Source organism: Mesorhizobium temperatum (genome assembly GCF_002284575.1).
In the GTDB taxonomy this organism is placed as follows: Bacteria; Pseudomonadota; Alphaproteobacteria; order Rhizobiales; family Rhizobiaceae; genus Mesorhizobium; species Mesorhizobium temperatum.
This window is the reverse complement of sequence record NZ_NPKJ01000057.1, coordinates 24,635-43,269: the sequence shown is the minus strand read 5'-3', so window position 1 is coordinate 43,269 and position 18,635 is coordinate 24,635. Positions and strand designations below refer to the sequence as shown.

Genomic DNA, 18,635 nt, shown 5'->3' with positions numbered 1-18,635 from the left:
CAAAACGTAGGCTCCGTGAGGCGAGGTTGTCGCCTCACTGATTTCTTAGGATCTGGCCCGAGTCCTATTCGGGTCGTAGAGCGCCTCGCTGCGAAGGACAGCTTTGCTGGCGCCCGCCTTGGCTTCGACAACCACCTGCTGCCCGTCATTGGCCAGTTCCGAAATGACGTATCCTTGCGCCAAGGCCTTCCTGACGGTGAAGCCTTTGGCGACCGATGTGACCGTGCCGGCTTTCCTGCCATCGACCGTGATGTCGGCACCAACTTCCAGCGGCACATCAAGGTCGGCGGTCTCGACCAGCATGAGGCGTCTGGGCGGCCCCTGCTCCATCTGGCGCGCGATGACGTGGCGGCCGATGAAATCGGGCTTGTCAAGGCGGACAGTCCATTCGAGGCCCGCTTCGACAGGGGTATTGCCCGTCGAAAGATCAAGACCATACAGGGGAAACTTCTTTTCCATCCTGAGGGTAGCGAGCGAGCCCAGTCCGCAAGGCTTCACGCCCAGGTCGGCTCCGTCCTCGATAAGGCGGTCCCAGAGGTGCTCGGCGTACTCAGAGGGATAGAACAACTCGTAGCCGAGCTCGCCCGAGTAGCCGGTGCGGGAGATCATCACGTCGGGTACACCCGCCAGGTCGCCCATGACGAACCTGAAGTACTTCACCTTGGACGCTGAGAGATCGGCGTCGGTGAGCCTTGAAAGAAGCGCCCGGGATTTCGGGCCCTGCACCGACATGTACGCAAAGCGAGCGCCATAATTGATGACCTCGACCCGAAGTTCGCCAGCCACCTCGCGTATCCAAGCTTCGACCGACACGAACCGCGACGGCGTGGGACAAACCCTGAATGTGTCGTCTGCCATACGGTAGACCAACAGGTCGTCGATCATCCCGCCCTCGGCGTTGCAGAGCGAGGTGTAGACAACGCCTGACGGTCCGACGCGCCCGATGTCGTTGACGCACAGCTTCTGCATCACGTTGAGTGCGTCCGGTCCGGTCACTTCCAGGAAGTACTGCGAGTAGACGTCGAAGAGACCGACGTTTTCTCGAGCGGCTATGTGCTCTGCTTCAATGGACCCGAAGTGCAAGGCGGCTGCGAAGCCGATGCGGTCCACGAACTCCGCGCCAAGGGCCGCGTGCTTGTGATAATAGGGCGTGCGGCGGATCATCGCCATCTGGTCTGTCCTTCTAAATGTTGGTGGGCGCGCGCTCATCGCATCCGCTTCCCTTGGTCCTTAAGAATTTCCCGCGCTGCGTTGTGGCCAGGAATGCCGGATACGCCGCCTCCTGGATGAGTGCTCGAGCCGCACTGATAGAGTCCGCGGATCGGCGACCTGTAGTCGGAGTAGTGAGCGGCCGGCCGCTTGAAGAAGAGTTGGTCAGGTGCGAGTTCGCCATGGAAGATGTGGCCGGAGGGTAGGTTGACCCGGCGTTCGATCTCGTCGGGCGTGAGCACATCCATGGCGATGACGTCGTCCGAGAAGCCTGGCGCAAAGCGGTCCATGGTGGCCATCACGTTCTTGACGAGGTTCGGCCTCTCAGCTTCCCAGTTGGACGACTTCAGGTCGCATGCGGCGTGCCCACCGAAGACGTTGAGAACGTGCTTCCCTGCAGGAGCAAGGGTGTCGTCGACCACCGTGGGGGCAACAGGCGTCAGGAACGGCTCGGTGGAATACCAGCCGTCCTTGGCATCTGTGTACGAGCGGTCCAAATATTCGACGTCGGGCGCGATGTGCACGTATGTCGGGTAGGTGAAGCTGCCGAGAGCCCCGTCCGCGATCGCCTTGTCGAGGGCCCGGTACTGCGGGAGGCGTTCGCACGCGATGTTGATTTTGAAAGCGGAGGAGCGCGTCCGATAATTGCGTATGTCGCGCACGAATTCCGACGGCAGCTCTTTTGAGTCCACCAGCTTCAGGAACGTGACCGGGGCCGCGGCATTCGAGACGACAATCTTCGACCGGTATTCACGACCGTTGCGCAGGGCAACGCCGACGCTTCTGCCATTCTCGACGATGATCCGCTCTACATCGGCCTCAGTCTCGATCTGGAGACCCTTCGTACGGCCATAGGAAGCGATGGAATGGGTAATCGTACCCATCCCTCCCTTGATGAATCCCCAGCCACCAGCGCCTTCGTGCTCGCCCATGATGTGGTGAATGATCACGTAGGCCGACCCGGGTGTACGCGGGCTGACGAACGTTCCAATCGAGGCATAGTACGCGAGGACCGCCCGGATGCGACTGTCGTCGAACCATTCCCGCAGGAAGTCGTCCGCACTCATGGTGAGCAAGTCGACGAGACGATAGAAGCGATCGCCGATCTTGCGGTACTTCCAGGCGAACGAGGCCAAGTTCTTGAGCGACTTAAAGTCAGCCCGCGACGGGTCTGGCGGAACGTCGAACAGAAGCTTGCGCACCACGTTGGCGGCTTCGCTTATGTAGCGGTCAAATTCCGGATAGATCTCTGCGTCGTGGCGGTTGAAACGACCGAACTGTCCCTGCGTCTTCCTCACGTTGTCGGAGAAGACGATGTAGTCATTGTCCAGCGGCGAGTACATATCCGAGCAAGGCAGCACTTGGAGCCCATGCTTGGCGAGCTCGAGGTCGCGGATGATCCTCGGGTGCAATAGGCTCATCAGGTAGGAGAAAGTCGAGGCCCGATAACCTGGATGGAACTCCTCGGTTACGGCTGCTCCGCCCACCACAGAGCGTCGCTCGAGGACTTTAACCTTCAGTCCGTTACGGGCCAGGTAGGCGCCGCAGACCAGTCCGTTGTGCCCGCCTCCAATGACGATCGCGTCGTAAGTCTCTGACATTCAAGTCTCGCTTGGGGCTTGGGCTAGGTTCGCGCGCAGGACTGCTTCACGCTCCGTGTCGATCGGCGTCGCGGCAGGGTTGTTCAGGGTCATGACCCCATGATGCCGGATTAGATTTGACTTCGGGACGAGTGGACATGGCGACATGCGACGACCTTGACACCTGATATAACGGGCCTTCATGTGATGAAGTTACCTCGGTGAAGTCAGGCCCCAAAATATGCGCTATTGAGGCCGAGCGATATGCGCATCCCATTCATGGCACATGAGAGCAGCTCATGAAGTATTGGCGACATGTCCCCCCGTTGCGCGTGATGCTCGCCGTAGAGGCAACAGCCCGTCTGGAGAGCCTCTCCAAGGCGGCAAATGAGCTCAACGTGACCCAGTCAGCCATTAGCCACCTCATCACGCAGGCGGAAGAATTTTTGTCAGTCAGGTTGTTTGATAGACAAAGCAGGCCCGTACGCGTCACGATTGAGGGGAGGCGCTATGTAAATGCCCTTGTAGCCGGTCTTGATATCATCTCCCTCGAGGGCGAGACGCTTCAGCGGGGTCACAATGCGGATAGTCTTACCGTCTCATGTAACCTCGCCTATGCGAACTTCTGGCTGCTGCCTCGCCTGAAGGAATTCCACGAGAGCCACCCTGAGATCACGGTGAACATGGTGACGGCGTATCAGGGGTTGCCCGAACTCTCTGAAAGGATCGACATTTCAGTCCGGTTCGGGAGGGGAAACTGGCCCGATTGCGACGCCGAATTGCTGCTGTCGGAGTTGATCACTCCGGTCGCAAGCCCGGTCTATCTGGCACGCTCGGCCACCATCGAGACTCCGCGCGATCTGACTCACCACCGTTTGTTGCACGCAAGGGCGGACGACAAGACATGGTTCGACTGGGAGCAATGGTTTGCCCACTATGGCGTCAAGACCCACCCGCTGCCTGGGCCGCATTTTGACAATCATTTGACCATGATGCAGGCCGCACTCGCAGGCGAAGGCATCGCGCTTGGATGGATTGGCACTGCAACCGAGTTTGTTCGGGCCGGCCAACTGTTTGAGCTGTTCAATGACAAGATTCAAGCCGACGGCGGGATCTATCTGGTCTGGCGCAAGAACGTTCCGCTGTCGGCCGCGGCCAAGACTTTCGCCAGATGGATGCTTGCTTCGCGAGATGCCAGCTTACGTGACCTAAAGGGTCACAGCCCTACAACCGCAGTCGATTGAGGGACGTGATCAATAGAGGTTACGCCCTCGTTTTTAGGCTTCCCACGTCCTGCAGCGAGCTCTCGACGGATTCCCGCGATCCCGATCGGGTTGCCGCCGTAGGTCCCGCCGAGTCCACCGGGATTGGGGGCCATCCATGATCTCGGCTCTTCCGGTAACCGCCGCAATAGAGAAGCCAGTCCCCAAGCCATTGGCCGTCGTAGTGATGTCAGTCGGACGCGATGGTGCTCCATCGCGAAGAGCTTGCCCGTGCGAGCAAAGCCGATCTGCACTTCGTCGGCGATCCAAAGAATACCGTGTTGGTCGGCAATATCGCGCAATGAACGCAGCCACACGCTTTGGATCGACATCCACCTTGAACAGATTGTCGAGGATTGAAAGCGAGTCCTCAACGGTCGTGCCATGAAGCCCGATCGGGAAAGGAACGAGAAATACATCCGGCATCAGCGCCGAAGCCAGCCTTGTAGGGGACAACCTTCCCGGTCAGCGTCATGCCATGAAGGTGCGACCGTCGAACGCGACGGTAAAAGCGATCACGGCGGTTCGTGGCCGCACACGATCTTGACCGTGTTCTCGACGCCTCGGCCCCATGGTCACAACGATCGACTTCTTCTTGAAATCGCCTGGAACCGAACTGTTGAGGCGTTCTACCCGGCCGACATTGTTCTCATAGGGCACGATCTGATGGCACGTGTGAGTGAAGCGATCCAGTCGGTCTTTGACCGCAGCGATCACGTTGGGATGGCCGGTGTTGACCACGGCGATGCCGGCGGCGAAGTCGATACATCGTCGCCCCCCAACATCCCAGATTTCAGCGTTTTCAGCGTCGGCGGCGTAGACCTGCGTCGTCATTCCAACGCCACGCGATATCGCGTCCGCTCTGCGCGAAAACATCCTCATTAAATATCTTTGTACCTTTTACTACGTGCTGCGGCTGTTCCGGCTTACCCGCGGAAACCTCGCAGTCGCGCCCGATATTTGCCCATTACTGACGCCGCCATTGCCGGCGCCGCATGAGTGCTCGACGGCTAGCCCCGCACTCTCGCATTTTGCGGATCGTACCAAGGCCCAAACTGAAGTTCGATCGGGTAGCGCTTCATTGCAATCTCGACCTCCCATTTGCCGTTGGCGAGCCAGTCCCTGGTCACTCCATCAGCATTTCTCACGTAACCAAGGCCAAGCGACGCGCCGACGCGGTGACCGTAGGCTCCGGACGTCACCGACCCGATGATGGCGCCGTCGCGGACTAGCGGCTCGTTGTGATACAGCATCGGCATGTCAGGCCCGCCCGCCAGTTTCACTTGCACCAGCCGACGTCTGATCGTGCCTTCAGCTCGTTGCTTCACCAGCGCGTCACGGCCCAAGAAGCCGCTGGGCTTGTCCAAGGCCACGGCAAAGCCAAGGCCGCCGTTGTAAGGTGTGTCCTCCTCGCCGATGTCGTGTCCCCAATGGCGGTAGCCTTTTTCCATCCGCAAGGAGTTCAAGGCGAAGAAGCCGCCGGGCCTAAGACCGAAGTCATTTCCAGCCTCGACAATCTTTTCATAGACATGGGCAGCGAACTCCGTTTCCGGATAGAGCTCGTAGCCGAGCTCGCCCACGAATGTCAGCCGGCTTGCGCGCACGCGAGCATAGCCAAGGTCGATCTCGCGGCTCGTGCCGAAAGGAAAGCCTTCGTTGCTGAAATCGTCAGGCGAGACGCGCGCCATCAACTTCCGCGCCTTCGGGCCCATGACGGCAAGCATCGGAAGGCCGGAGGTAATGTCGACGATGTGGACGCGCGCGCCGTTCGGCAGGTGCCGTTTGAACCAGGCGAGGTCCCGACGCTGCGAGACTGCCACGGTGACGACCAGGAACGCGTCGTCCGCCAGACGCGTTACCGTGACGTCCGCTTCGATGCCGCCGATCTCGTTGAGCCACTGCGTGTAGACCACGCGGCCGACCTCGACGTCGCACTCGGCGGCGCAAATCCAGTTCATCGTCTTGAGCGCGTCCGGACCTTCGACACGGTATTTGACGAAGCAGCTATGGTCGAAAATCGTCACGCTCTCAGCAGTGCTCTGGCACTCCGCGCGAACATTCGCGAACCAGCTCGGGCGATAGTAGGAATATTCGATGTTCGCGACTTCCTGGGCGGTACCGAAGAAGCCAGGCCGCTCCCAGCCCGCCGCTTCGGTCATGAAGGCACCGGCCGCGACCAGGCGATCATGGAAGGGCGACCGCCGCACGCCCCGTGCGGACACGAACTGCCGGCTCGGCCAGTGCATGTCGAAGTTGAGACCGAGGGTCTCGACCGTGCGGTCCTCCAGATATTTCCGATTTCGCTGGAAGCTCTGTGTGCGCCGCACGTCGACGTCGATCAACTCCACTGGCGGCCTGCCGTCGCGTATCCAGGATGCCAGCGATTTGCCTACGCCGCCGGAAGACAGGATACCAAGCGAATTGAAGCCGGTAGCGCAGTACAGTCCGGAGACTTCAGCTGTCTCGCCGAGCAAATAGCGGCCGTCGGTCGTAAAGCTTTCGGGGCCGTTGAAAAATAGTTGCATGCCAGTATTCGCCAGCAGCGGCACGCGATTGGTCGCGGCCTCCAGGTGTGGCGAGATATGATCGATGTCCTCCGGAAGGGCGTCAAAGTTAAAGTCCCTTGAGATCCCCTGTTGCCCCCAGGGCTTCGCCACAGGTTCGAAAAACCCGACGAGAAGCTTGCCGGCGTCCTCCTTGTAGTAGGTCCACTCGTCGCCGAGGAACATCACTGGAAGATTGCGTGGCAGGTCAGGAATGGCCTCGGTGACGACATAGAAATGCTCGGCGGCGTGGAGCGGGACCGTTACGCCGATCTCGGCGGCCAGATCGCGCGACCACATACCGCCACAGATCACGACAGTGCGAGCTTCGATCTTGCCTTGCTCTGTCATGACGCCGGCAGCCCGGCCGTTCTCGACAAGGATACGAGTCACCGGCAGGTTCTCTATTACCCGAACCCCGCCCGTTCGAGCGCCTTTCGCATAAGCCATTGTGACGTCGGCCGGATTGACCTGACCATCGTGAGGGAACCAGAATCCTCCGACAATGCCCTCCATGTTGACGGGAGCCCATCGCTCTTTGATTTCACCTGACGTAACCGCCTCGACCGGAAGGCCGAAGTTGCGCCCCATGGAAGCGCCCCTGGCCAGTTCCTCGTACCGCGCGGGCGTGGTCGCGATCCGGAGCGACCCGTTTCGTTTGAAGCCGGTGGCCTGGCCAGTTTCGTCTTCGAGGTGAGTGAAGAGTTCACCCGTGTACTTCGCCAGCTCGGTCATGCGCTGCGTCGCCCGTAGCTGCGTGACTAACCCAGCGGCGTGCCAGGTCGTTCCGCACGTAAGCTGGCGGCGTTCGCAGAGCACTACGTCTGTGATGCCTACTTTGACCAGGTGATAGGCGATCGAGCAGCCCGCTACACCGCCGCCGACGATAAGGACATCAGCCTTCGAGGGTATGTTCATATCCAGTGCCTTTGAGATTGCTGCCCTGCCCGCGGGTACGCCGGGCGAGCGAAGTGGATTTCAGATGATTGAGCCGGCGTTCATCCGACAGCCGGCAGACGACACGGTTGGCATCCTCGAAAAGCGGGAATGCAATGACGGAAGCAACTCCCACCCTGTTCTCATTCCTATCGTTCGGCACTTCCCTGCCGCTCCCTTTTTCAGCCTGCTGACTTGGGGTTCTGCTTGACGAGTTTTAGTCTGCTTCTCACTTCGCCGGGCCCCAGCAGGCGGACGCCCATGGCCGTGATCAGTTCCACCGCACGAGCGACAAGTTCGGCGTTGGTCGCAAGCCGCCCCTTTTCAAGGTAAAGATTGTCCTCAAGCCCGACCCGGACATTGCCGCCGGCAAGGATCGCTGCCGCCACATAGGCCATCTGGTCGCGGCCGAGCGAGAACGCGGACCAGGTGCAGTCACGCGGGGCGTTGTTCACCATCGCCATCAGCGTGTTAAGGTCATTGGGCGCCCCCCAGGGCACCCCCATGCAGAACTGGATAAGTGCGGGCGATTTCAGCACGCCCTCGGCCAGAATCTGCTTTGCAAACCACAGATGGCCAGTGTCGAAGACCTCAATCTCGGCCTGCACCCCGTGCTCAGAAATGACAGCCCCCATATCCCTCAGGATCCCAGGGGTATTGACCATGATCAGTCCGGCATCGCCAAAGTTCATTGAGCCGCAATCGATGGTGCAGATTTCCGGGCGGCATTCGACGATATGCGCGAGCCTCGCGCTGACGCCGATCAGGTCGGTGCCCTCAACCTCGATCGGCAAGGGTTCTTCATTCGGCCCCAGAAACAGATCCCCGCCCATGCCGCAGGTGAGATTCAATATAAGGTCGACATCGGCGCTGCGGATGCGGTCCGTCACTTCCCGGTACAGCGACAGGTCGCGTGACGGCTTGCCGCTCTCAGGATCGCGGACGTGACAATGCACGATCGCGGCTCCCTTGCGTGCGGCGGCGATCGCGTCGTCGGCGATCTCCTTCGGACTGCGCGGCACGTGGCGCGACTTGTCCTGCGTATTTCCCGAACCGGTGACTGCGCAGGTAACGAAGACTTCTCGGCTCATGTCCAACGGCATCTGGCGTAACTCCTCCAACGTCACAACTGCGCGAAAGGCCATGCCTGCGCTTCGCACACTGATCTCCGCCCCGTTGCGGCCTTCGGGCAGAAGCTTCTTCCCCTGCCCTGAGAAAGGACGCGTCCTGCTTTCGCGACTAGCCCTGGCTCGATCGCGCTCGTTCGGCCTTCGCCTTGCGCAGATCGCGGATGGCCGTCCCGGCCTCCTCGGGCCGCGGCAGATGCGCATGGGCTTCCTCAAGGCTCTTCAGCGCGCCAGCCACATGGGGGAGTGGCTCCCGGACCGCGCGGGTGGTGAGATCGACATGCAGGATCATCATCTCGACCGTCGCGGCGAGTTTCTCGTCCGGCCCATAGAAACGGTGGAACAGATGGGTTTTCTTTCCGGTACCGTAGAGTACCTGCGTGCGGACGGTGATCTCATCACCCTCGTGCAGCTCGACCAAATAGCGGACATGCGTCTCCGCGGTAAAATGGCTTCGGCCGGCCGCGATGTATTCGGCGGTGACGCCGCAGCTTTCCGTCAGTGCATCCGCCGCATTCGAGGCAATCTCGATATAGTGCGTCTCATTTATATGGCCATTCGCTTCCGTCCAGCTGGACGGAATGACGCGCCTGGCAGTAACGGGAAGGGAACCGTCCTGTTGAAGGTGCAGCTGCGCCTCGTGGGCGCGTACCGTGCCCCCCGCCCCCACCCGCCGGGGCTTGAGCGCCCGGATCAGTGCGACCAGGCTGGCATCGCGTGTGCGCTCCATTTCTCGAATGCTGCGCCCCGCGGACTGAGCGTCGGATTGATCAGCGATACGGTCGATCAACGCTGTGTCGAGATCGGGTACGTCCATCAAATGGCTCAGCGGCTCGGCCAGCGAGGGGCCGAATTGCGCGAAGAAGTGTCGCATCCCGGCCTCTCCGCCAGACAATCGATAGGTCTCGAACTGGCCCATCTGCGCGCAGCGCAAGCCAAAGCCGTAAAGAATTGCCTCATCGATCTGGGCGGTGGTGGCGACACCATCCTTGATCATCCATAGCGCTTCTCGCCACATTGCCTCCTGCAGCCGATTGCCAATGAAACCGTCAATCTCGCGGTCAAGCACCAGCGGATACATGCCGATGCCTTGCAGTATCCCCGCCGTGCGCGCCTTAAGCGCCGGCGGCGTCAGGTCGGACCCCACCACCTCGACGAGAGGCAGGAGGTAAACCGGATTGAAGGGATGAGCGACGATTAGGCGTGCGGGCTGGCTACACAGCTCCTGAAGCTTGCTTGGCCTGATCGCTGACGTTGAAGAGGCGAGAATGGCCTCGTTGCCGAGGTACGGTTCGATCGCGGCATAAGTGGAGCGCTTGACCTCCAGCCGTTCGGGCACACTTTCTTGCACCCAATCGGCTCCCGTCACAGCCTCGGTAATCCTCCGGGCGAAATCGAGCCTACCGACCGGAGGCAAAGGGCGATCGTATAGGGCGGGCAGACTGGAACGAGCATGAGCCAGCACTTCCCGCATGCAACGTTCTGCATCAGGGGCTGGGTCGAAAATGCTGACGTCATGACCGTTCAGCATGAATCGGGCAGCCCAGCCCGCACCGATGACCCCACAACCAATGATCGCGACCTTCATCTTAGGCCACTTTGCGTGCGAGATCGGCTGCCGGCACGATCAGCGCATCGACTGCCATGGCCCCCTTGGCCGTTACGACGATCGGATTGACGTCGGCCTCGTTCATTGCGTCACCCAGGACGGCACACATGACCGAGAAACTGCTGAGAGCCCTGGCGGCAGCGACTTTATCGACAGGTTCGTTTCCACGTATCCCATCTAGCAAGCGTGAGATAGGAAGCCGGTCAATTAGGTCGAGCGCGCGACTCTCGTTGAATGGAGCAAGGGCAAATTGTTGCCCGCCGAAATGTTCAACGAGGGTACCTCCGGCTGATACCATGACCAGAGGACCGAAGTCGGGATCCTTCACGCAGCCAAAGGCGAGCTCGATGCCTCGCGGCGCCATATTCTGGATGATTGCGCGCGGCCCAAGGGTTGCGCCAAGGCGGCCGTAAGACTGCTCGAGCTCCCTCTCGTCCCGTATGCTGAGGAGGACGCCGCCGACGTCACTCTTGTGCTCGACGCCTTCGGCGGCGGTTTTCAGGGCAATTGGATAGCCCAATCGTTTCGCAGCCGCCTTAAGCCCGTCCAACGTGTCGTGAACTTCGTTGTCGACAACAGGAACGCCAAAGCTAGACAGAAGCGCTAACGCCTCATGTTCATCGATAGGCTTAGGAAGCGACAAACGAGCCTGCCACGAAGCCACGACACCTTCCGAATCTTTCGGGAAAGGGTCAGCGGCCTCGCCCCGTCGCTCAGACCATTCCTGGAGCTTGGATATCGCATTCAACGTCTCGCCGATGCCGTTGATGCAGGGAATCCCCCGATCGATGAGCCTGGCCCCAAGCAAGAAGTTGTTCGCGCGGCCGAAGCTTGAATAAAAAAAGCACGGCTTGCTTGTGCGCAGGGGCAGGCAGAGGGCAAGGTCAAGGAGCTTCTCTTCGTAGACGTAGTCGTCCCTGAGATCGGCTTCCAAACCAACCATCGAAACCTCTTCAGCATCGGAAAGAATCGTGAGCACTTCCTCGAACGGCTTGCTGAAGTCCTCAGTGAGGTCCGCTGCGCAGTCCAAGGGATTTGAGGGCTCAAGATGCTGCGGCAAGACCTGACGTAGGCCGTGAACGGTCCGGTTCGAGAACCTGGCAAGCCGCGCACCCGACTCGGCCGCCAGATCGATGGCGAGTTCGCGCAGACCGCCGGAATCTGTTACCAGCGCGGCGCCACCTGGTCCAGGCAAGCGTCCCGTCGAGCACAGCGACGCAACGTTCATCAATTCATCGATGGACTGCACGCTGATCGCGCCGCAATCTTCGAGCACGGCCTCGTAGGCGGCTTTGGAGCCCGCCAAGGCTCCAGTATGCGACCGTGCCATTCGTGCACTTTCCTCGGTGCGGCCGACTTTGCAGACGACCACAGGGATGCCTCGCTGGCGAGCATGTTTCAGGCTGCTTTGGAACCCGGCGGGATTCCGGGCTGTCTCCATAAAGATGGCGATGACCTTCGTGCTCTCCCGAGTCACCGCGTAATCGATGTATTCGTCAATTGTCGCGCCGATTTCCTGACCGGGCGATACCAGCAGATCGAACCGGTATCGGGGGTCATTCATCGCTAGCGTCGTGAAGACGGATCCGGAGTGGGCAATGAGGGTTATTCCGCCCGGCTTGAGATGTGACGCGCCGTAGAAGCTTGCAACGCAGCCAGACGGGACATTGATCAATCCCATCCCAGCGCCGCCGCAGACCGCGATCCCGTGTTCGCGGGCGATGTCCTTGAGGCGCGATAGCAGCGGTGCTCCGTCCGTGGCCTTGCCGTTGCAGGCGTCGAAAATGACCGCCGATTTGGCTCCGCTTCCGATGGCGTCCACCAACGACTGCTCCAGATTGCGCCCACCCACCCCAAGGATCGCGAGATCAGGAGCCTCGTCGAGATCGCCGAGGCTCGCCCGACATGGCCGCCCAAGCACGCTTTCGTAGCGGGGGTTGATGAAATCGATGCGGCCGGAGAAATTGGCGCTGGTGACCGCTTGGGCGAGCCGCAGCCCGAATGAATTGGCCCGCTCGGAGACCCCGACAACGGCGATCGATCGAGCATCCAGCATTGGCGCAAGTCTGTGCGCCGCGTTCAACATGCCTTGAGCAGGATAGTTGGCAAGCATATCAATTCCCGCTGAACTTGGCCGGCCGCTTCTCGGCAAAAGCAACTGCGCCCTCATCGAAGTCTTCGGATTTGAGCATGCGCTCATAGTGCGGAAGGCCGCTCTTGCCCGTCCATGCAAGCCTGCTCATCTCATGGGCTGCTTCGACTGACAGATGGGCGGTGGCGCGCATGAACTCTTTCAGTGCCTTGGCAACCAGGGGAGCTCCCGAAGCGATGTCCTTCGCGATCTCGATCGCGTGCTCCAGAATGCGTTCGCGAGGAACGACATCACGAACCAGGCCCCAATGTTTGGCTTCATAGGCGGAGAGGCGTCGGCCCGTCAGCATGAGATCGATAGCGACGTTGTACGGTACTCTGCGGTGCAGCTTTTGGATTGCACCTCCGTCAGGCAGGAAACCCCGCTGCATCTCAGGCAGCGCGAAATAGGCCTCCTCCGAGGCCAAGATGATGTCGGCGCCGAGCGCCAGCTCGAAACCGCCGCCCACGGCAGCGCCGTTAACGGCCGCAATCACTGGCTTGGTCAGGTCGAAGAACTCCGGCAAGCCACCAATGCCGCCAGGTCCGAGGTCGAAACCCTTTTCCTCGTCGCGCCCGTCACCACGCGCGACCGCTTTAAGGTCCCAGCCAGCACTGAAAATCCGCTTCTGGTTTTCTTCGCCGACTACAATCCCCGCTCGGAGATCGTCATCGTCGTTAAGCTGCTTGAAGGCGTGATGGAGTTCATACGAGAAGGCCGTGTCGATGGCATTTGCAGGTGGCCGATTCATCGTGACGACCATGATGCCAGAGTCGATCTCGACCTTAAGTTGGGATGACATGGGGCTCGTTCCAGGGTTCATCGTTCAGTGCGGTCGCCTACGGTAGGTCGATTCAGCCTGGGCGGATATGAGCAAACTTTTCATGGGCTCATGAGTTTTGCTCATAATGCATAGGGCCGCGCTCCTCCCGTTCACGCGCTTGCCAGGCTCGAAAGCTTTTCGAACACGGCGGAGCCGAACATGACTTTTTCGGCTATCAGCCATTCTCTTTGCTCTTGCCAATGAACGCTCGCAACATGTAGGAGCCGGCAAGGTTGTGTATGTCGACGGGCACACTGCTGCTGCCCGCACGTGTTCCTTCTCTCATCGGTACGGGCTAAACTTCTCCGACTTGTCGCTTGCCGCCCAGCTCAAGCACTTCATGAATTTCCTTCATGCCACGGGGAGTGCTTAGCGCAGTTGAAAAACTGGCGAACCGGCAAGCTCCAATTCTTGTCGTTCGGTCAAGCGAGGACATAGGTGCGCAAGATCGCGCTCAACACCCAGCGCTCGTATCTGCAACAGGTGTCGCTGTTCCGCCGCTATTCCGGGAAGTCGCCGGACCTACTCGGGCGCAGCGCCGCGATGGCGGCGTGGATCGAACCGACGCCAGCTTCTTCTCGTTGGTCAGATAGACCTGATAGGTCCGAATGTCCTCGCGCTTTCTCTCCAGTGTGACGCTGGAAAGGGTCTGGGCGCCTTCCGGCGCTATGTGGAGAAGACTGCGGCATCTTGGTCAATGGCCCGGTTGTGGCCGCCTACCAAGCGATGCGCGGCGTTGCGTTCATGACAGCGATCACCTTTGTCGTCGAAATCGGCGATGTCAGGCGCTTTGATAATCCCCGTCAGTTGATGGCGTATCTCGGTCTCGTGCCGTCGAAAAAGCTCAACGGGCGAACGGGTCAAGCGCGGCGGGATCACCAAGGCGGGCAACACAAGGGCCAGGAATGCCCATAGAAGGCGCTTGGACATATCGCTTCCCCGGGCGGGAAGAACAGTCGGTTGATGACGACGGCCCGCGACCATCTGGGCAAGGCCGACACCATGACAATTGCCGCTATCGAGACCGGCGTGCCTATATCGTTGTGGCGGAAGATACTTTCTGGTCGTACGACGACAAGCGAAGCGACCTGACGATCAGCTGAATGTAATCGGCATCGATGATTGGGCGTGGCGTAGAAATCATCTCTAGGGGAGCATCATTTGTGATATGGAGAGGCGGCGGATCGTGACACTATTCCGCCACCGCGAAACCGCCAATCTCGTCTTGGTCTTGCCAATCAGCAACGACACCATCATCAGCCGCCTGCCGAAGCCGGCGGCCGGCCTGCCACCCAGTGCCAACCCAAGATGATGAACGATACACTGGACAAAACGTTGGGCGTCATCTGAAGCGCGATCTTCTTGCTCGCAAGTCGGCAACCATCCTCACGTATCGGCTGTGGACGCGGCTCGACGATCGCCACATAGCGGGCAACCCCGCCCGGCTGCGGAACGCGCCGAAACCAAGATCACTCCCTCGTCCTCGGCGGTACTCTCGACGATCAATCCAGCCGGATCAGTGACGACAAACGCAGATTGCTCGCCCCGCAGAAAACAGACCCACGTCGCTACGCAAAATCATCAAATGTGAGTCAGAGCCAAAATTGCACGCCAGACCACAAGTATGCCAGCCGTGTAAATGCCCTGTGTCCATCTTTGTTGAACAGCTTACGCATGTGCTTTCGTCGTCAGAGCCGGAAAGCACAAATCATGACTAAAGAGCTCGCAAACGAACATAAGAGCTCACCATAGCGCGCCCTCGGAGCCGGCCGCGGCCAAAGCCCGTGATGACTTCGTCCGCAATTGACAAGATGTAGGGCTCCTTCACAAAAGACGGAATAGCTTCCCAAATACCCCGCGGGAAGTGGGGGCGAGGAGAATATGCGGGAGCGGAAGGTCCATGTGGTTGTGATAGAAGCTTATTCGCGTCTTCGAGCCGGACAGGACGCTACAGCCGACCGGTTTCGCTCTCAATACCGAAGTCGAACATTTCGTTTGGATCGGGGCCGGAGATTGGCCGTGGCGTCGTCACCGTCGCTCCTCTATTGGCATGCAGGCACAATGGGTCATGCGGAAAATCCAGTAGTGAGCCCTGTCCTCCTTGATGAGTATGCCGTCTTTGAGACAGTGTTCCAGCGCAAAAACGCCCGCATCCTGCAGATGCCGCACCTCGTCTTCAAAGGCAGTTGCCTCTGCATAGATCTTGCGAGTGCTTGCGATGACGAACCCGCTCGGACGCGTGACGCGGGCCAATTCGCGCAGCCCATCTGGCCGGACGTGCCCTTGCGTGAAGACTCCGCAGCTTACTGTGATGTCATAGCTTGCATTGGGGTAGTCGGAGAGCGGCCCGTTTAGATTGACATCGCCTCGGACATGTCGATAGACGCAGGTCCGCCGGGCCTTTTTCGCCATCGTCTCGGAGAGATCAAACCCGTCGATCAACCGGAAGCCGAGGCGTTCCAGCTGCACGCCGACGAGGCCCGTTCCGCAGCCGGCGTCCAGGATTGAGATGGCTGCTCGCTCCCTGCCCAAATAGGCCGTCTGCATAGCGCCCGCCAGTTCCGCGACGATCTTCGGCCCGCAATACCCCTCGCGGCTTACATCCAAATCGTAGTCACTGGCCCAGGCGCGATAATACCGGGCCAAGCGGCCGGCGTCGCCGTCGAGTTCATAGCAAGCCTGGATGCGCTGTCGTGCGGCTTGCTCTGCAGCGCTCGTTTGATCGGGAATGCTCATGACAGTTCCTCCGTGTACGGACATATGGCGATAAGTGAGGCGCACGGCGCTCCCTCCGGTCTCCCCAGCAGACACGCGGCTTTACTTTGAAAGAGAGGCATCACGTTGACCCAACTATGCTCACCTCTGGTCTACTTCGTCAACAATATATATATCAACATTTTTCGACTTATTGTTAAAGTTACATAAAAACATGTAATTTTGTTTCTACTTCGAATTCACGCATTCGTATAACAAGAAATATTTCTCGGAGATTATCCTGCATCTTGCAACGAATCTTTCTAAGAATTTCGCAAACTGACAGGCCGTGTCCGTATATCCTGCACAGAGTGGGCCGCGATCAAGAGCGGTCGGCGTTATCGGAGCCAAAGGAGGTGTGCGAGTTCGACGGGAAGGTGCGAAACGGTTACCACCCGAATGGGATAGTGCTTGCTGCGCAATGGACTGCCGATCTTCTCTAGGTTCAGGTCGGCGGGTGAGTCGAAGATTCGATGAGCAGCCAGAATCCGCGCTTCAACTTCGTCAATGACCAATCGGCAAGGCGATCCCCGAGCGCATCAGCATCAAGAGAACCATCATCACCACTGCCTGGAACGGCACGCTATCTCGGAAAGTCCTGACATGCCGAAACTGAAAATGCAGCCCTCGACCCACGCCGAAGCGCGGCCGCCGTCGCATCTGTTCTATCTCTCCGGCCTCCGCCGTCCGCTCGTCGACCGCGCGGAAGGCATCTATTTCTGGACCAGGGACGACCGGCGTTTCATCGACGGATCGAGCGGGCCGATGGTCGCCAATATCGGCCACTCCAACTGCAACGTCCTCGACGCCATGAAGCGGCAAATGCACAAGACGACCTTCGCCTTCCGGCTCCATTTGAGAACGAGCCGGCGGAAGAGCGGCGCGGCGCGTGGCCAGGGAGTGCCAGGCAGCGGGCAGCGTCTATCTCAGGCTATCCGTCGACACGGACAATGAGACGGCCAAGGCTTTTTATGAAAGCTCGGCATCGGCTGGTCGAGTTACGAGCAGGTCCAGAAGATCATCAGCAAGGCCTTCTTCGCCTTTGCCGATGCGCCAGAGGAGTGACGATGAAAGCCTTCTACGCCAATGAACAAAAACGCCACGAGCCCAAAGCCTACCTCTCCAGCGGCACAGCCCGGCCCCACCCTGAAAAACCGGAACGGGTCGAGAGATTGTTAGCCGGCGCATCATCAGCCGGTTTGACCGTTGAACGGCCCAAGAATCATGGCCTTGGCCCGATCACTGCCGTGCACACACCCGAATATCTCGACTTCCTCGAACACATTTTCGCGCGCTGGCAGCGCATCGAAGGCGCCTCGGCAGAAGTTATCCCGAATATCCATCCGATCACCCGCAACGGCTCTTACCCCGGTTCGGCGGTCGGCCAGGCCGGCTATCATATGGTCGACACCGTGTGCCCGATCTCGACCGAGACCTGGAACAGCGCGCTCTGGAGCGCCTGGAGCGCAGTCGAAGCCGCCGAAGCCGTGAAAGCGGGGGCGCCTTCGGCCTACGCGCTTTGCAGACCGCCCGGCCACCATGCCTTCGCCGACGTCGCTGGCGGCTTCTGCTTCATCAACAATTCGGCGGTCGCGGCGCTGGCGCTGCGCAGGAGTGCTGCGCGCGTCGCGATCCTCGACGTCGACCTACATCACGGCAACGGCACGCAAGGCATCTTCTACGCAAGGCCCGACGTGCTCACCGTCTCGCTGCATGCCGATCCGGTGTGCTTTTATCCCTTTTTCTGGGGCTACGCCGGCGAGCGCGGCGAAGGCGCCGGCCTCGGCTACAACCTCAACCTGCCGCTGCCACGCAAATCCGGCGATGCGGCATTTTTGGAAGCGCTCGCAACAGCCCTCCGGCGCATTCGCGCCTTCGCACCCGAAGCGCTGGTAGTGGCGCTCGGTCTTGATGCCTTCGAGGGCGATCCTTTCGGCGGCCTGGCGGTGACGACGCTTGGCTTCTCGCGTATCGGCGAGGCTATTGCCGGGCTCAGCCTGCCTACGGTGATCGTGCAGGAAGGCGGCTATCTTTGCGATGCGCTCGGTGACAACCTCACCGCTTTCCTGACCGGCTTCGGCGGTAGGAGAGGCCCTTGATGAGCGGCTCGACACCAACGGTATCGAAGCGCTGGCCCGGCAACAGGACAAAGCGCACGAGAACCCGACGGGTTCTCGACATCGAGGTGCACGTCATCCATTCGACTAGCGTTGCGGGTATCGCGTGAGCATCGCCGTGCGAAGACCGACCGGTTGGACACGGCGATGCTCATGCGCGTATTCCTGGGCTGGCCGCGCAGCGAGCGCGGGCATTGCGGTTGCGATCCCCACGCTCGAGGAAGAAGATGCCAGACGTCCAAGCCGTGAGCGGGAAAGCCTGGTGGGCGAGCGCACGCGGATCATCAACCGCATCAAGGCGGTCCTGGCGTGGCTCGGGATCCGCGGCTTCAACCCCAAATTGCGCAGAGCGGTGGAATGCCTTGACGCGCTGCGTGACAACGCATGGTGTGCCGCTGCCACCCGCCTCGCGCGTCTGGAACAGGCGCCGGTGACGGGGCCACATGCGATGGTGCGTCTGATGCCAGCGTCATCGGCATCGGCGTCGAGACCGCCGACATCGTGTACATCATGTAGATGATGACGGAAACGTTCGAGACCGTTG

12 protein-coding genes and 7 pseudogenes are annotated in these 18,635 nt (G+C 60.0%); 6 read left to right on the top strand and 13 right to left on the bottom strand.

Features of this window, described 5'->3' with window-relative positions; translation table 11 throughout:
- Positions 1-45 precede the first annotated feature (45 nt).
- Both gcvT and CIT26_RS20170 read right to left on the bottom strand, forming a co-directional pair.
- On the bottom strand, positions 46-1,170 hold the full coding sequence (gene gcvT, locus CIT26_RS20175) for a glycine cleavage system aminomethyltransferase GcvT (protein ID WP_167391479.1): 1,125 nt from the start codon (positions 1,168-1,170) through the stop codon (positions 46-48).
- Positions 1,171-1,205: 35 nt separating this feature from the next.
- Positions 1,206-2,810, bottom strand: coding sequence for a phytoene desaturase family protein (locus tag CIT26_RS20170; protein WP_095494215.1), 1,605 nt, complete (start codon positions 2,808-2,810; stop codon positions 1,206-1,208).
- Positions 2,811-3,088: 278 nt separating this feature from the next.
- On the opposite strand from CIT26_RS20170, the gene CIT26_RS20165 reads away from it, so the two are divergent.
- Complete coding sequence (locus tag CIT26_RS20165) at positions 3,089-4,033, top strand: LysR substrate-binding domain-containing protein (RefSeq protein ID WP_095494214.1); 945 nt, start codon at positions 3,089-3,091, stop codon at positions 4,031-4,033.
- Here CIT26_RS20165 and CIT26_RS38865 read toward each other — a convergent pair.
- The 8 genes and pseudogenes from CIT26_RS38865 to CIT26_RS38855 all read right to left on the bottom strand — a co-directional run.
- A complete protein-coding gene (locus CIT26_RS38865; RefSeq protein ID WP_425350363.1) occupies positions 4,006-4,383 on the bottom strand; it encodes an aminotransferase class III-fold pyridoxal phosphate-dependent enzyme in 378 nt (125 codons plus the stop codon). The genes CIT26_RS20165 and CIT26_RS38865 overlap by 28 nt on opposite strands.
- A 139-nt stretch (positions 4,384-4,522) precedes the next feature.
- The gene (locus CIT26_RS38860; RefSeq protein WP_425350362.1) at positions 4,523-4,885 is read right to left on the bottom strand and encodes an aminotransferase class III-fold pyridoxal phosphate-dependent enzyme; all 363 of its coding nucleotides are present in this window, start codon (positions 4,883-4,885) and stop codon (positions 4,523-4,525) included.
- A 176-nt stretch (positions 4,886-5,061) separates the two neighbouring features.
- Positions 5,062-7,518 (bottom strand): GcvT family protein, encoded by a 2,457-nt coding sequence (locus CIT26_RS20155; RefSeq protein ID WP_167391487.1) that lies wholly within the window; start codon positions 7,516-7,518, stop codon positions 5,062-5,064.
- A 194-nt stretch (positions 7,519-7,712) separates the two neighbouring features.
- Positions 7,713-8,633, bottom strand: a complete 921-nt coding sequence (locus tag CIT26_RS20150) for a beta-keto acid cleavage family enzyme (protein ID WP_095494212.1) — start codon at positions 8,631-8,633, stop codon at positions 7,713-7,715.
- A 136-nt stretch (positions 8,634-8,769) separates the two neighbouring features.
- The gene (locus CIT26_RS20145; RefSeq protein WP_095494211.1) at positions 8,770-10,245 is read right to left on the bottom strand and encodes a carnitine 3-dehydrogenase; all 1,476 of its coding nucleotides are present in this window, start codon (positions 10,243-10,245) and stop codon (positions 8,770-8,772) included.
- A 1-nt stretch (position 10,246) separates the two neighbouring features.
- A complete protein-coding gene (locus tag CIT26_RS20140) occupies positions 10,247-12,379 on the bottom strand; it encodes an acetate--CoA ligase family protein (RefSeq protein WP_167391478.1) in 2,133 nt (710 codons plus the stop codon).
- A 1-nt stretch (position 12,380) separates the two neighbouring features.
- Complete coding sequence (locus CIT26_RS20135; RefSeq protein WP_095494209.1) at positions 12,381-13,199, bottom strand: enoyl-CoA hydratase-related protein; 819 nt, start codon at positions 13,197-13,199, stop codon at positions 12,381-12,383.
- Between the two features lie 551 nt (positions 13,200-13,750).
- Positions 13,751-13,839, bottom strand: a pseudogene (locus CIT26_RS38855) (integrase); the annotation flags it as partial.
- Positions 13,840-13,922: 83 nt separating this feature from the next.
- Here CIT26_RS38855 and CIT26_RS20130 point away from each other — a divergent pair.
- Positions 13,923-14,167 (top strand): annotated as a pseudogene (locus CIT26_RS20130) (transposase); the annotation flags it as partial.
- A 304-nt stretch (positions 14,168-14,471) separates the two neighbouring features.
- On the opposite strand, the pseudogene CIT26_RS38850 reads toward CIT26_RS20130, so the two are convergent.
- From CIT26_RS38850 to CIT26_RS20120, 3 genes and pseudogenes are all read right to left on the bottom strand, one after another.
- Positions 14,472-14,755, bottom strand: a pseudogene (locus CIT26_RS38850) (ISL3 family transposase); the annotation flags it as partial.
- A 236-nt stretch (positions 14,756-14,991) separates the two neighbouring features.
- Positions 14,992-15,176 (bottom strand): annotated as a pseudogene (locus CIT26_RS38845) (hypothetical protein); the annotation flags it as partial.
- Positions 15,177-15,248: 72 nt separating this feature from the next.
- The gene (locus CIT26_RS20120; RefSeq protein WP_095494208.1) at positions 15,249-15,956 is read right to left on the bottom strand and encodes a class I SAM-dependent DNA methyltransferase; all 708 of its coding nucleotides are present in this window, start codon (positions 15,954-15,956) and stop codon (positions 15,249-15,251) included.
- A gap of 621 nt (positions 15,957-16,577) precedes the next feature.
- Between CIT26_RS20120 and CIT26_RS20115 the strand changes: the two are divergent.
- From CIT26_RS20115 to CIT26_RS38840, 4 genes and pseudogenes are all read left to right on the top strand, one after another.
- Positions 16,578-16,852 (top strand): annotated as a pseudogene (locus tag CIT26_RS20115) (aminotransferase class III-fold pyridoxal phosphate-dependent enzyme); the annotation flags it as partial.
- A pseudogene (locus CIT26_RS37740) lies at positions 16,849-17,039 on the top strand (N-acetyltransferase); the annotation flags it as partial. The pseudogenes CIT26_RS20115 and CIT26_RS37740, both read left to right, overlap by 4 nt.
- A gap of 2 nt (positions 17,040-17,041) precedes the next feature.
- A complete protein-coding gene (locus tag CIT26_RS20105; RefSeq protein WP_095494207.1) occupies positions 17,042-18,073 on the top strand; it encodes a histone deacetylase family protein in 1,032 nt (343 codons plus the stop codon).
- An 80-nt stretch (positions 18,074-18,153) separates the two neighbouring features.
- A pseudogene (locus CIT26_RS38840) lies at positions 18,154-18,586 on the top strand (IS110 family RNA-guided transposase); the annotation flags it as partial.
- Positions 18,587-18,635: the final 49 nt, after the last annotated feature.

Bases quoted from the DNA above. Each gene is read 5' to 3' on its own strand.
- gcvT (WP_167391479.1), bottom strand. From the start codon at position 1,170: ATGGCGATGATCCGCCGCACGCCCTATTATCACAAGCACGCGGCCCTT.
- CIT26_RS20170 (WP_095494215.1), bottom strand. From the start codon at position 2,810: ATGTCAGAGACTTACGACGCGATCGTCATTGGAGGCGGGCACAACGGA.
- CIT26_RS20165 (WP_095494214.1), top strand. From the start codon at position 3,089: ATGAAGTATTGGCGACATGTCCCCCCGTTGCGCGTGATGCTCGCCGTA.
- CIT26_RS38865 (WP_425350363.1), bottom strand. From the start codon at position 4,383: ATGTCGATCCAAAGCGTGTGGCTGCGTTCATTGCGCGATATTGCCGAC.
- CIT26_RS38860 (WP_425350362.1), bottom strand. From the start codon at position 4,885: ATGACGACGCAGGTCTACGCCGCCGACGCTGAAAACGCTGAAATCTGG.
- CIT26_RS20150 (WP_095494212.1), bottom strand. From the start codon at position 8,633: ATGCCGTTGGACATGAGCCGAGAAGTCTTCGTTACCTGCGCAGTCACC.
- CIT26_RS20145 (WP_095494211.1), bottom strand. From the start codon at position 10,245: ATGAAGGTCGCGATCATTGGTTGTGGGGTCATCGGTGCGGGCTGGGCT.
- CIT26_RS20140 (WP_167391478.1), bottom strand. From the start codon at position 12,379: ATGCTTGCCAACTATCCTGCTCAAGGCATGTTGAACGCGGCGCACAGA.
- CIT26_RS20135 (WP_095494209.1), bottom strand. From the start codon at position 13,199: ATGTCATCCCAACTTAAGGTCGAGATCGACTCTGGCATCATGGTCGTC.
- CIT26_RS20120 (WP_095494208.1), bottom strand. From the start codon at position 15,956: ATGAGCATTCCCGATCAAACGAGCGCTGCAGAGCAAGCCGCACGACAG.
- CIT26_RS20105 (WP_095494207.1), top strand. From the start codon at position 17,042: ATGAAAGCCTTCTACGCCAATGAACAAAAACGCCACGAGCCCAAAGCC.